This window comes from Serratia ficaria, from assembly GCF_900187015.1.
Classification (GTDB): Bacteria; Pseudomonadota; Gammaproteobacteria; order Enterobacterales; family Enterobacteriaceae; genus Serratia; species Serratia ficaria.
The window spans coordinates 934,200-947,618 of the sequence record NZ_LT906479.1; the positions used below are offsets into that span (position 1 = coordinate 934,200).

The 13,419-nt window shown below is 59.7% G+C and carries 10 protein-coding genes; 9 read left to right on the forward strand and 1 reads right to left on the reverse strand.

Annotated features, from left to right (window positions below; all coding sequences use genetic code 11):
- Positions 1 to 92 precede the first annotated feature (92 nt).
- Both nlpD and rpoS read left to right on the forward strand, forming a co-directional pair.
- A complete protein-coding gene (gene nlpD, locus CKW09_RS04295; RefSeq protein ID WP_061795033.1) occupies positions 93 to 1,085 on the forward strand; it encodes a murein hydrolase activator NlpD in 993 nt (330 codons plus the stop codon).
- 53 nt (positions 1,086 to 1,138) lie between these two features.
- Positions 1,139 to 2,137: an RNA polymerase sigma factor RpoS gene (gene rpoS / locus CKW09_RS04300; RefSeq protein WP_061795034.1), complete on the forward strand. Its 999-nt coding sequence runs from the start codon at positions 1,139 to 1,141 to the stop codon at positions 2,135 to 2,137.
- 77 nt (positions 2,138 to 2,214) lie between these two features.
- On the opposite strand, the gene mutS is transcribed toward rpoS, so the two are convergent.
- Positions 2,215 to 4,776: a DNA mismatch repair protein MutS gene (mutS, locus tag CKW09_RS04305; protein ID WP_095095804.1), complete on the reverse strand. Its 2,562-nt coding sequence runs from the start codon at positions 4,774 to 4,776 to the stop codon at positions 2,215 to 2,217.
- Positions 4,777 to 4,873: 97 nt separating this feature from the next.
- Between mutS and CKW09_RS24460 the strand changes: the two genes are divergently transcribed.
- The 7 genes from CKW09_RS24460 to CKW09_RS04335 all read left to right on the forward strand — a co-directional run bounded on the left by CKW09_RS24460 (position 4,874) and on the right by CKW09_RS04335 (position 13,012).
- The gene (locus CKW09_RS24460; RefSeq protein WP_145957241.1) at positions 4,874 to 5,155 is read left to right on the forward strand and encodes a hypothetical protein; all 282 of its coding nucleotides are present in this window, start codon (positions 4,874 to 4,876) and stop codon (positions 5,153 to 5,155) included.
- A gap of 548 nt (positions 5,156 to 5,703) precedes the next feature.
- Positions 5,704 to 8,238 carry a DUF2169 family type VI secretion system accessory protein gene (locus CKW09_RS04310; protein WP_095095808.1) on the forward strand — a complete coding sequence of 845 codons (2,535 nt, stop codon included), beginning with the start codon at positions 5,704 to 5,706 and terminating at the stop codon, positions 8,236 to 8,238.
- Complete coding sequence (locus tag CKW09_RS04315; protein WP_061795037.1) at positions 8,235 to 9,305, forward strand: pentapeptide repeat-containing protein; 1,071 nt, start codon at positions 8,235 to 8,237, stop codon at positions 9,303 to 9,305. Before CKW09_RS04310 ends, CKW09_RS04315 begins: the two co-directional genes overlap by 4 nt.
- Positions 9,306 to 9,316: 11 nt before the next feature.
- Positions 9,317 to 9,922 carry a DUF3540 domain-containing protein gene (locus CKW09_RS04320; protein WP_061795038.1) on the forward strand — a complete coding sequence of 202 codons (606 nt, stop codon included), beginning with the start codon at positions 9,317 to 9,319 and terminating at the stop codon, positions 9,920 to 9,922.
- A gap of 10 nt (positions 9,923 to 9,932) precedes the next feature.
- Positions 9,933 to 10,325 (forward strand): DUF4150 domain-containing protein, encoded by a 393-nt coding sequence (locus CKW09_RS04325; RefSeq protein WP_061795039.1) that lies wholly within the window; start codon positions 9,933 to 9,935, stop codon positions 10,323 to 10,325.
- 42 nt (positions 10,326 to 10,367) lie between these two features.
- Complete coding sequence (locus CKW09_RS04330) at positions 10,368 to 12,677, forward strand: type VI secretion system Vgr family protein (protein WP_061795040.1); 2,310 nt, start codon at positions 10,368 to 10,370, stop codon at positions 12,675 to 12,677.
- An 11-nt stretch (positions 12,678 to 12,688) separates the two neighbouring features.
- Complete coding sequence (locus tag CKW09_RS04335; protein WP_061795041.1) at positions 12,689 to 13,012, forward strand: hypothetical protein; 324 nt, start codon at positions 12,689 to 12,691, stop codon at positions 13,010 to 13,012.
- The last annotated feature ends 407 nt before the right edge of the window (positions 13,013 to 13,419 follow it).

Sequence of the window (13,419 nt, forward strand, 5' to 3'; positions counted from 1 at the left end):
AGAGCGGTAAAAGCTCAGCTACGATGTAAAGGGAATTTTGGATATATCGCTGATATTGCTGTCATGGGGGAAGCATGAGCACGGGAAGCCCAATGATTACTTTACGCCGGGTTGCGGTGTGTACGATGGTAAGTTTGTGGTTGGCGGGTTGTACGAATGATGCGTCGACATCAGCCCCTATCAGTAGCGTGGGCGGTGGCGGTGGGGCCGCTGCATCCGGCAATGCCGGCGCGCAGCAGGGCAGCCCTGAGGGCCGCATCGTCTACAACCGCAGTTACGAGTCGATCCCCAAAGGGAGCTATAACGGCAACACCTATACGGTAAAACGCGGCGACACGCTGTTTTACATCGCCTGGATCACCGGCAATGATTTCCGCGATCTGGCGCAGCGCAACAATATTCCCGAGCCTTACAGCCTGAATGTTGGCCAAAGCATTCAACTTGGTAATGGGTCTGCCAATGGAAACGGCGGCATGCTGGCGGCAACCGACGCCACCAAAGGGGGCGTTCCTCAGCCGCCGTCCAGCACCCAGATACAAACGGCAACGGTTGATTCTCCATCAACTAACGCGTATTCTGATAATTCGGGTAAACAGAATGTAGGTAAGATGTTACCTGCAGCAGGAACCGCAGCGGTTGGGACCGCGGCAGCGCCTGTTACCGCCCCGGCAGCGGCTCCGCCAGTGAGCAGCACCGTCAGCAACAGCGCTCCGGTAAGTGCCTGGAGATGGCCGACTGACGGCAAGATTATCGATAACTTTTCCTCATCAGAAGGTGGGAACAAGGGGGTCGATATCGCCGGTTCCCGTGGGCAGTCTATCTTCGCTACCGCCGATGGCCGCGTAGTGTATGCAGGCAACGCCTTACGGGGTTACGGTAATCTAATCATCATCAAACACAATGATGATTACCTGAGCGCCTACGCTCACAACGACACAATGCTGGTCCGGGAACAACAAGAAGTGAAGGCGGGTCAAAAAATAGCCACCATGGGTAGCACCGGAACCAGTTCAGTACGTTTGCATTTTGAAATTCGTTACAAGGGGAAATCCGTAAACCCGCTGCGTTATCTTCCGCAGCGATAGATTGGGCAGAATACGCTGTATTCTGCTCGCGGTATCACGGGTAGGAGCAGCTTATGAGCCAAAATACGCTGAAAGTTAACGAGTTACATGATGATGCGGACTTCGACGAGAATGGAACTGAAGCTGAGTCGTTCGACGAAAAAGCGCTGGTAGAAGAAGAGACCAGCGAGAATGATTTAGCGGAAGAAGAGCTGTTGTCTCAAGGCGTTACCCAACGCGTATTGGATGCGACGCAGCTCTATCTGGGTGAGATCGGTTATTCGCCCCTGCTTACCGCAGAAGAAGAAGTCTATTTTGCGCGGCGTGCTCTGCGCGGTGACGTGCCGTCCCGCCGCCGCATGATCGAAAGCAACCTGCGGCTGGTGGTGAAAATCGCCCGCCGCTACAGCAACCGCGGCCTGGCGCTGCTGGATCTGATTGAAGAGGGCAACCTCGGCCTGATCCGCGCAGTGGAAAAGTTTGACCCGGAACGCGGTTTCCGTTTCTCCACCTACGCAACCTGGTGGATCCGCCAGACGATTGAACGGGCGATTATGAATCAAACCCGTACCATTCGATTGCCGATCCATATCGTCAAAGAACTGAATGTCTATCTGCGCACCGCGCGCGAGCTTTCTCACAAACTGGATCATGAACCGAGCGCTGAAGAGATTGCCGAGCAACTCGACAAGCCGGTTGATGACGTCAGCCGCATGTTGCGCCTGAATGAGCGCATTACCTCGGTCGACACCCCGCTGGGCGGCGATTCTGAGAAAGCGCTGCTGGATATTCTGGCCGACGAGAAAGACAACGGGCCTGAAGACACCACGCAAGACGATGATATGAAACAAAGCATCGTCAAGTGGCTGTTTGAACTGAACGCCAAGCAGCGTGAAGTGTTGGCGCGCCGTTTCGGCCTGTTGGGCTACGAAGCGGCGACGTTGGAAGACGTGGGCCGGGAGATAGGCCTGACGCGTGAACGCGTCCGTCAGATTCAGGTAGAAGGTTTGCGCCGCCTGCGCGAAATTCTGCAGATGCAGGGCCTGAGCATCGAGGCGCTGTTCCGCGAGTAACGTCGGCGATTTGACCGCATCAAATAAAAACGGTGAGCATTGCTCACCGTTTTTTTATGCCTGACATTCACGGCCCGCTACAGCATGTTCTTCAGCCGATAGATCCATTCCAGCGCCTGACGCGGCGACAGGGAGTCCGGATCCAGCGTCTCCAGCGCTTCTACCGCCGGTGAAGTTTCCTCATTCAGCAGCGTCATCTGGGTCGCGTCGACGGTGCCGGCGGCGGTGTGATTGGAGAGCGACTCCAATTCCCGCAGCTTTTGGCGCGCGCGTTTGATCACGTCGCGCGGCACGCCGGCCAGCGCGGCGACCGCCAGGCCATAGCTTTTGCTCGCCGCGCCGTCCTGGACGCTGTGCATAAAGGCGATGGTGTCGCCGTGCTCCAACGCATCCAGATGCACGTTGACCACGCCTTCCATTTTCTCCGGCAGGGTGGTCAGCTCGAAGTAGTGGGTGGCGAACAGCGTCATGGCCTTGATGCGGCTGGCCAGGTTTTCAGCGCAGGCCCAGGCCAGCGACAAACCGTCGTAGGTGGAGGTGCCGCGGCCGATTTCGTCCATCAATACCAGGCTGTGCTCGGTGGCGTTGTGCAGGATATTGGCGGTCTCGGTCATTTCCACCATAAAGGTGGAGCGGCCGGAGGCCAGGTCGTCCGCCGCGCCGACGCGGGTAAAGATGCGGTCTACCGGGCCGATGCTGGCCTTGGCGGCCGGCACGTAGCTGCCGATGTGCGCCATCAGCACAATCAAGGCCGTTTGGCGCATATAGGTGCTCTTGCCGCCCATGTTTGGGCCGGTGATGATCAGCATGCGGCGCTGCGGCGACAGCGACAGCGGGTTGGAGATGAAGGGTTCGCTCAGCACCTGTTCCACCACCGGGTGGCGGCCTTCGGCGATGCGGATGCCCGGCTGCTCGCTCATGGTCGGACAGGCGTAATTCAGGGTGTCGGCGCGCTCGGCCAGGTTGGCCAGCACGTCCAGTTCGGCCAGGGCGGCGGCGCTTTGCTGCAGCTCCGCCAGGTGCGGCAGTAGCAGATCAAACAGCTCGTCGTACAGGCCTTTTTCGATCGCCAGCGCCTTGCCTTTGGAGGTCAGAACCTTGTCTTCATACTCTTTCAGCTCGGGAATAATATAACGCTCGGCGTTTTTCAGCGTTTGGCGGCGAACGTAGTGAATCGGCACCAGATGGCTCTGGCCGCGGCTGACCTGAATATAGTAGCCGTGCACGCCGTTGAAGCCGACCTTCAGGGTATCCAGCCCCAGCTTTTCGCGTTCGCGGATTTCCAGCCGATCCAGATAGTCGCTGGCGCCGTCCGCCAGCGCGCGCCATTCGTCCAGCTCGCTGTTGTAGCCTGGGGCGATGACGCCGCCGTCACGTACCAGCACCGGCGGGGCTTCGACCATCGCGCGCTCCAGCAGATCCAGCAGCTCGTCAAATTGGCCGACCTGAGACAGCAAATGCTGCACGTGCGGCGTTTGCACGTTTTGCAGCAGCTGCCTTATGTCCGGCAACTGCTGGAAGGCGTGGCGCATGCGCGCCAGATCGCGCGGGCGAGCGGTGCGCAACGCCAGGCGCGCCAGAATGCGTTCCTGATCGCCCACCTGGCGCAGCGAAGGCTGCAGGTCGCCATACAGATCCTGCAGCGCGCCTATCGCCTGCTGGCGATCGTTCAGCACCTTGATATCGCGGGTCGGCATGTGCAGCCAGCGTTTCAGCATGCGGCTGCCCATCGGCGTTACGGTGCGGTCGAGGATCGCCGCCAGGGTATTTTCACTGCCGCCGGACAGGCTTTGGGTGAGTTCCAGGTTGCGGCGGGTGGCGGCGTCCATGATGATGCCGTCCTGCTGCCGTTCCATGGTGATGCCGCGAATATGCGGCAGCGAGGTGCGTTGGGTATCCTTGACGTACTGCAGCAGGCAGCCGGCGGCGCGCAGCGCCTGATGCGATTGCTCTACGCCGAACCCGGTCAGATCGCGGGTGCCGAACTGCAGGTTGAGCTGCTGGCGCGCGGTCTCGAGCTCAAACTCCCACAGCGGCCGGCGGCGCAGGCCGTGGCGCTGTTCGATCAGCGCCATCTGTTCGAAGGTTTCCGGATAGAGCAGTTCGGCCGGATTGGTGCGCTGCAGCTCGGCGGCCATGGTTTCAACATCCTGCGGCTCGGCGACGCGGAAGCGGCCGGAGCTGACGTCCAGCGTGGCGTAGCCGAAGCCGCGCGCATCCTGCCAGATCGCCGCCAGCAGATTGTCCTGGCGCTCCTGCAGCAGTGCTTCATCGGTAATGGTGCCGGGGGTGACGATGCGCACCACCTTGCGTTCGACCGGCCCCTTGCTGGTGGCCGGATCGCCGATCTGTTCGCAGAGGGCGACGGATTCGCCGAGCTGCACCAGCTTGGCCAGGTAGTTTTCCACCGCATGATGGGGCACGCCGGCCATCGGTATCGGTTCACCCGCCGAGGCGCCGCGCTTGGTCAACGAGATATCCAGCAGTTGGGACGCGCGTTTGGCGTCGTCATAAAACAGCTCGTAGAAGTCGCCCATGCGGTAAAACAGCAGGATTTCGGGGTGCTGCGCCTTGAGGCGCAGGTACTGCTGCATCATCGGCGTGTGGCTGGTGAAATCCTTGTCAATAGACTCTTTCATATTGATTTTACTCGTTCTATAAGTCTTTTGTGTACTCAGGCGGCCCCGCCGGCCCCCTGCAAAAGGGATCCGCTTAGGGTGGCCCGCCTGTGGGCGAATGCATGAAAATGCGCTCAATCGGCCGATGGCCCTCAACAGGCGCTCCACCGATTCAATTCAGACAGAAAACCGTATCTTATCACCGACAACCGCAGCGATTCATCCGTCGGTTGCGGTGGCGGCGTTCAGAGATGCCGAGTCCGCAAGCGTCATCATCAGGAAAACGTTCTGCCGAGGTTATCAGATCGGCGGCGAGCGATGCGTCCGATTTTTTCAGTATTCGCCAGGCACGCGATGCGCGCCGCAATTCTGCCCGGGCGGCAACCAGAAGGAAGCGTAATACAACCCGGCGGAAAGCCCATCGGCCAGCGCTGAAGGTGATGCGGATCACAGAGACGAATTGGGGAGAAAGCTCGGGGCGGCGCCGCTTTAATTTCTGCTGGTAACCATTTTATTTCTCTTGTAGTCTCACTGACGAATGATTTTTATACAAGGAAAGGTTAGGGCAATTGATATATTTCACCGGCTCAGGGCGATCCGACGGGCAGATCTTGTTCGGTAGCGCGGAGCAGAGAAACGTAACGGGGCGGATAGAATACCAACCATGGCTACACATCAAAATCCCGTTTTTAGGCCAGGCGCAGCGGATTGGGCGAATCATCAAAGCTTCATTAAGCGCATGCATACTTGGTTGAATACATAGAGGATTGTGTCAATTCATTCGGTTGGTTGTGATTAAACAGGCTAAATGGATGCGCGGTGCGCGCCGGCGATACTGTTGTAACTGATTGATTTTTTTATAGGCATATTGCTGAAAAACACACAGCAGAAAGTATGTTTATGCACACAGTCATGTACTTATCAACGGTTTGCCAAAGGACGCATTACATGAAGCTTATCAAGCCCCTGCGTCTGAGCGTATTGAATCGACCTTTACGCTTGCAGGGTAAGAACCATCTTGGCGTTTCGGTGATAGCGCTGCTGGATATGGGCGCCTCTCCGCAGCTGCGCCCGGAAGTTGAGCTGTGGCAGCTGGCCGCGGCGGAGCTGCAAACCAGCGGCGGCGTGATTGATCTGGCGGTGCCCAAAGCGCGGGCGGAGTTCCTGGCGACGGGCAATGCATATACGCGCCACCAGAGCGAAAAAAACGCCTGCGCGGTGCGCATCGAGGTGGAGCAGCTCGGCAAAACCCTGTTGGCCTTCGGCGATCGCTTCTGGTCCGGTTCTCATCCTACCCCCCCACGTAATTTCGAGGCGATGCGCCTTGACTGGAGCCGCGCTTTTGGCGGCCCGGGCCACGAAGAGAACCCGCACGGCATCGGCACCCTTGAAGAACAGCATGACGGCGTGGCATATCGCCGCCTGCCGAATATAGAAGCGCCGCAGGCGCGCATCGCCTCCCCGCGCCAACAGCCGGAGCCGGCGAGCTTCGGGCCGCTGGACATCGCCTGGCCGCGCCGCTTTAAACGCATGGGCAAAGCCTACGATGCCGACTGGCTGAAGAACGACTTTCCCGGCCTTGCCCGCGACGCCGACTGGCGCGTATTCAATGCCGCCAGCCCGGATCAATGGTGGCCCGAACAGGATTCGCTGCCGCCCGAAGCCGAGTGGCGCATCTGGAACATGCACCCGGAGAAACCGCTGCAGACGGGCAAGCTGCCGCCGTGGCGGGCGCGCTGCTTTATCAATCGTCAACGCGGCGACGAGACGCTGTTTGAGGAGATAGCGCTGCGCGCCACCACCGTCTGGTTTTTCCCGCATCTGGAACAGATGATGCTGATTTGGCAGGGCCATTGCCGCATCAATGAAGACGATGCGGCGGACGTGCTGCAGCTGATGCCGGCGTTGGAAAAAAACGGCGCCGGGCGCTCGGTTAACCATTATCGGAAAGTGCTGGCGCAGCGCCTGGATAAAGAGAAAGGGGCGCTGTTCGCCTTCCGGGAAAAGGATCTGGTGCCGGAAGAGGCTATCGGCCCCTGGATTGACAGCGACATTCAGCATAACGAAAGCCCGATGCGCAACAATATGCAAAATCGGGTCGATCAACTGCGCGAGCAGCATCGCGCGCGGCTTGAAGAAAACGGCACGGACGTTGATGACCTGCTGGCGGGCACCCTCCCGCAGAGCATGCCGAGCCTGGACGAGCTGCCGGAGTTTATCGAGCGAATGGAGCGTCAGGCCGAAGAGATGCAGGCGCAGGCCGAAGCGCGTCGGGCCGAAGTGGAAGCCCGACAGGGCGCCATGGCAGACTCTCGCCCGCGCGGGCCGGAGTCGATGCATCGCATGCAGGAGATGTTGCATCGGCACGCGGACGGCATGACGGCCAAGAAGCTGGCGCAAAGCCGCGAGTCGCTGCATAACCTGTATCTGATGGCGGTTCAGCACCAGCCGCCGGCGATACGCATGACCGGCGATATCGCGCAGATCATTCGCCAGCGCGCCGCGAGCGCGATGGCGAAGGGGGGCGATTTCAGCGAGCTGGATTTCACCGGCGCGGATCTCTCCGGCATGGATTTTAGCGGCGCCAACTTCCGTAAAACGTTGTTGGAAAACGCCGATCTCCGCGGCTGCCGGCTGGACGGCGCCGATTTCAGCGAGGCGGTGCTGGCGCGCGCCGATTTGCGCGACGCTTCGCTGCGCGAGTGCAACCTGACCAAAGCCAGCCTGGCGCTGGCGCAGTGCCGGCAGAGCGATTTCAGCGGCGCCAACCTGACCGAAACCCAGCTGGAAGACGCGCTGTTCGACGCGTGCGATTTCAGCAGCGCCACGTTGAAAACGCTGTTGTTGCGGCAGGTGGGCATTAGCCACTGCCGGTTCCAGGGCGCGGAGCTGGAAGGCTGCATCTTCATGGAGTTGACGTTGCCGCGGCTCGACTTCAGCGCGGCCCGGCTGCATAAAACGGTATTCAATCAGTGTGAATTGCCCGCCGCAATCTTCAACGGCGCGCGGCTGGAGAGCTGCAATTGGGTGGAAAGCCGGCTGCCGCAGGCTCGGTTTAACGGCGCCACGCTGCTGACCTGCGCCGCCGTGATGGGCAGCGACCTGAGCGGTGCGGATTTTAGCGAGGCGACGTTAAAAGAGAGCAACCTGCGGCAGGCGTTATTGAGCGGCGCGAATTTTACCTTGGCGAAGCTGGAAAACAGCGACCTCAGCGAAGCCGACTGCCAGCGGGCGAACTTCACCCGCGCCAATCTGGTCGGCAGCCTGTTTGTGCGCACCGATTTTCGGCAGGCCAATTTGACCGGCGCCAACCTGATGGGCGCGCTGATGCAGAAGTCCCTGCTTGGCGGCGCCGATTTTAGCCACGCCAACCTGTTCCGCGCCGATCTGTCGCAATCCTTCACCAATACGCAGACGCGGCTGGATAACGCCTTCACCCAGCGGGTGAAAACGCTGCCGAAACGCGATGGAGATCTGGTATGACGGCCCCGCGCGCGGCGCAGCTGCAGCAGAAAATCAAAAGCGGCGAGATGATCGCCGGGTGCGATCTCGACGGCCTCGATCTGCAAGGGTGCGACCTCTCCGGCGGCATCTTTCAGGAGGTGTCGTTGAACGGCGCGAACCTGCGGGCGGCCAATCTGCATGAAACGGTGTTCAATGAGTGCCAACTGCAGGGCGCGACCCTGAGCGGCGCGCAGCTGCAGCAGAGCGTGTTCAACGACTGCGACATGTCGGCGATCGGCGCCGGCGACAGCCTGATGGCGCAGTGCATCTTTAATCGGTGCGAGCTTGGCGACGGCGATTTTTCCCGCAGCAAGCTCGACGCCACGCAATTCATGCGCAGCCCGCTGCAGGGCAGCCGCTTCAGCCAGTCCACGCTGGAACGCACCACCTTCTTTGAGTGCCCGTTGGATGCGGCGCTGCTGGATCAGTGCAGCTGCCTGCTGACCACCTTTTTCAATATCGATCTGCGCGCCACCCGGTTGGAGCGCAGCCAATTCGACCGGGCGGTGTTTTTTAACTGCGATCAGCGCGGCAAGAACTATGCCCAGCAGCGCTTCAGCGGCTGTCAGTTCACCGACAACCAGCTTGATGAGGTGAACTTCAACGGGGCGCAGCTGACGCAGTGCAATTTCAAGGGCGCTTCGCTGAAAAAAGCCCAGCTGCGCAAGGTCAACGCCAGCCAGGCGCTGTTTATGAGCGCGGACCTCACCGGCGCCAGCTGCCAGGGCAGCCTGTTCGATCAGGCATTGTTTATCGGCGCCACGTTAGAGCAGGCTGATTTTAGCCGCAGCCGCCTGTTCCAGAGCATTTTGCAGCAGGTGAGGGCGGCGGGCGGCAGCTTTGCCATGAGCGACCTGACCTACAGCGACTTTTCCGGCGCCGACCTGCGCCGGGCCGATTTCCGCAGCGCTACATTTTCCCGCACCCGGTTCCACCGGGCGCAGCAGGAGGGCGCCCAGTTTTCCGACCGTCGGGGCATCCTTGAATACGATGAAGAGCTGCTGGCCGCCGAGGCCTGGAGCATTCAGCATCAGAGTCGCCGTTAAGGAGAGAGAAGATGAACAATATCCATCACCAGTTGGCGCAGAGCGCGGCGCCGCCGTTACAGAGCGCAGGGATTGTCACTCACTGCTTTGCCAACGGCAGCCTGAGCGTGGAGAGCGAAGGGCGCGGCTGGCATTGTCAACGCGCCGCCAGCTGCGTTATCGCGCCGCAGCCGGGCGATCGCGTGTTGATCGCCGGCGTCGATCATCAGGTATGGCTGCTGGCGGTGCTGGAGCGCGCCAACCCGGAAGCGGCGGAGTTGAGCGTGCCGGGGGACCTGCACATTCGCAGCGACGGCGAACTCAGCCTCAGCAGTGCAGCCCTGCGCGTCAGCGCCGGCCAGGGCGATTGCCACATCGGCGAAATGCAGTACAGCGGCGACAAGCTTTCCGCCTGGGTGAGCCTGTCGCGCATTGTGGGCAAACAGGCGGAGTCGGTGTGGCAGACCATCACTCAGGTGAGCCACAACCTGTTGCGCACCACGCGCCAGACTGAACAGGTCCGCGCCGGCCAGCTGGATATGAAGGCGGAAGACTATGCCCGCCTGCATGCGCAAAATACCGTTATCACGTCGAAGGCGATTACGAAAGTGGACGCCGAACAGATCCATATGGGCTGAGGAGGCCGCGATGTTTGCCAACTGTCAACTGATGGGCATGGATTTGGCGTTTCCCGATGTTTGCCTGACGCCGATGCCGACGCCAACCCCGATACCCTATCCGGATATCGCGCTTGGGCCAACGGCGGTGCCGAATGCGCTGAATATTCTGTTTATGGGCATGCCCGCGCATAACATGGCCACGGTGACGCCGCTGACCAACGGGGATAACCCGGGCGTCGCCACGGGGGTGGCCTCGGGCACGGTGATGGGGCCGTCACGCCATCTCACCGGCGCCTTTACCGTGCTGGTGAAGGGCACGCCGGCGACGCGCCTGACCAGCGTCAGCCTGCAGAATTCAACCAATACCCTGGGGATGCGCGCGGTGCCCAGCCAGTTCAAAGTCCTGATGCTGGCTCCCTGAGCGGCGCACGACATAATGCAATCTTAGTTCGGGGGAGAAGCCATGTTAAACCGTATCACGGTAACCACGCCGGCGGGCGAGGGAACACTGAAATTCTGGAAGCTGGAGGGAACGGAGGCGGTATCGCGCTCGTTCGAGCTGAGCGTGACGCTGCTCAGCACCGACGCCCGTCTCGATCGGCGGGCCATGCTGGGGCAGCCGATTACCCTGACGATCCCCACCCAGGGATTGTTGGCCGCCCCGCGCCATCTCAACGGTAAAATCACCTCGGTCAACGTGCACAGCGCCGACATTAACGGCGAGCGCTACGCGGTTTATACGCTGACCATGGAGTCGGATCTGTGGCCGCTGAAGCGGGACCGCAACCAGCGCATTTTCCAGAACCAGAGCGTGCCGGACATCTTGAAAACGGTGCTTGGCGAGTACGGCGTGCAGCTGGAGAGCAAGCTCACCGGCAGCTATCGCAGCTGGGAATATTGCGTGCAATACCAGGAGAGCAGCTACGACTTTATTTCGCGCCTGATGGAGCTGGAGGGGATCTACTTCTTCTTCCGCCACCAGGCGGATCAACATACGCTGGTGCTGTATGACGGGCCCCAGCAGCATCAGCCGTTCAGCGGTTATGAAGGCATCCCTTACCACGCCACCCCTTCCGGCGGCAGCACCGGTGAAGAGGGGATCGGCCAGTGGGCGATATCCGAGCGGGTGACGCCGGGGATCTACAGCATCGACGACTATGATTTCCGCAAGCCTAACGCCTGGCTGTTCCAGGCGCGGCAGAATCCGACCTCCCCCTCGCCGGGCCAGATTGATTACTACGACTGGCCCGGGCACTTTGTGGAGCACAGCCACGGCGAATTTTACGCTCGGGTGCGCCAGGAGGAGTGGCAGGCGGAGCATCAACGCATCGACGCCACCGCCACCGCGCTGGGCATCGTGCCGGGCTGCACCTTTACGCTGCTCAATCCGCCGTTTGTCAGCGACGGCGGGGAATACCTGGTCCTGAGCGCGCGCTACGCGCTGCAGGAGAACAGCTACGCCAGCGGCGGAGAAGATGCCGTGCACCGCATCGATTTCGTGGTGATCCCGGCCAGCACGCCGTTCCGTTCCGCGCAGCGCACGCCATGGCCGCGCACCCACGGTCCGCAGACCGCGCGGGTGGTGGGGCCGCAGGGGGAATCCATCTGGACCGATAAATACGGCCGGGTGAAGGTGAAGTTCCATTGGGATCGCTTGGCGAAAGGCGATGAAACCAGCTCCAGCTGGGTGCGCGTTTCCAGCGCCTGGGCCGGGCAGGGCTTTGGCGGCGTGCAGATCCCGCGCGTCGGGGATGAGGTGGTGATCGACTTCATCAACGGCGACCCGGATCGCCCGATGGTCACCGGCCGGGTGTACAACGAAGCCAGCATGCCGCCGTGGACGCTGCCGGCCGGCGCGACCATGATGGGCTTTATGACGCGCTCCAAAGACGGCCACAGCGACAATTCCAGCCATCTGTTCTTTGAAGATAAAGCCGGCTCGGAGATGGTGCAGCTGCACGCCGAAAAAGACATGAACATCTCGGTGGAGAACGATAAAACGGTGGCGGTGGACGGCAACCGCACCACTACGATCCAAAAAGAGCAGAAGGATGAGGTGTTCGGCAACGCCACCTTCCTGTTCCACGGCACGCGCACCACCACGGTCGACAAGCCGGAAACCAAGACCTTTAAAGACGGCGAGAAGGTCACCATCACCAACGGGCGAACATCGGATATTACCAGCGGCGGGGAAACGGTGAAGGTGAAGGGAAAACGCTACGCCGAGACGATCGGAGAAGAGGAACACCACGTTTCGGAAAAGGTGACCCGCAAATATGGCGCCGGGATGGATGCTTTCCTCACCGGGGATCGCTATGACAAAGTGGACGGGAATCGTCATAATGTCGTCACCCAGGACGTCAAAGACGAACTTCAGGGAAACCTGACTCAAACCGTGACCAAGAACGTGGATACTGATATTCAGGGCACCTGGACCCAGAAGGTCAAAGGTGGCGTATCTATCACCTCGCCGAAAATGATCACCATCGACAGTGCGGAAAAGGTGAGCATCAAGACGCCGCATGCTTTTGAATACAAAGATCACAAAGAGACCGCTTCGATGTTTTCTTTTGATTTCACCGCGGCGAAAGTCGTTACGGAAGGATTTTCGATGAGCGTAACGGCTGGAGGGAAAATAGGCTTGACCAATATGAAGTTCGATAAAACGGCCTTTGATCTTGCAACCAGCGAAGGGCGGGCGTCATTTGCCAGCGCTCTGGCGCAGTATGGACAAATGATGGCATCGGTCTATGGTATGACAATGTTTATGTGAGGGACGCATCGATGAAGTTTGCGATCATTATTTCCATTATTCTTTTTGCCGGCGCCATCGCCTATATTGCCTATCTTTTCCAACGCGACCATAAGATCCAGTCGCAGGGGCGGGACGTGCAGGCGCGGGTGGAGGAGGTTCGCTACCTCAGCGCCAATGATAACGGCACCACCAACATAAAATACCGGCTGTCATGGCATGAAAACGGCGTCACCAAGCAGGTTGAAGGCAAAGAGACCATCCCCGCCTTTTACTCCTCGAAGGTGCAGAAAGGCTGCGAGGTGGATATCAAGTACCTGGACGATGATCATATCCAGTTTGTGTTTGATAAATAAGAATAAGGCGAGGCTCCCCGGGTAACGGGATAACGCCGCATTTTGCCCCGCCATAACGGCTCTTTGCAGGTTCCCGGTCAGCCCGGCGATCGGCGGAGAGCCGTTTTCATATCGGCGCCGCGCGCCGCCACCCCGCAGGCGATCCGCTTGAAATCGTCCCCGCATCGGCCTCTTTCCTTCTGGGCGCATTCGCCGCTCGCGATGACATCGCCTAATCAAGGGCGCACTATTGTTAAACATTCCTTGGCTGATGGCCGCGTATCAAGCGCATTTAACCCATAAATATACTATGTGTTTTTAACGTGTTGTTTATAATTGTAATTTCTCTATTTCCGTTGATTGTTTTTGATTTTAACAGGGCATTTGAGAGCTGGGTCACACTATTTTTTTATGTGAATTGTGAAGAG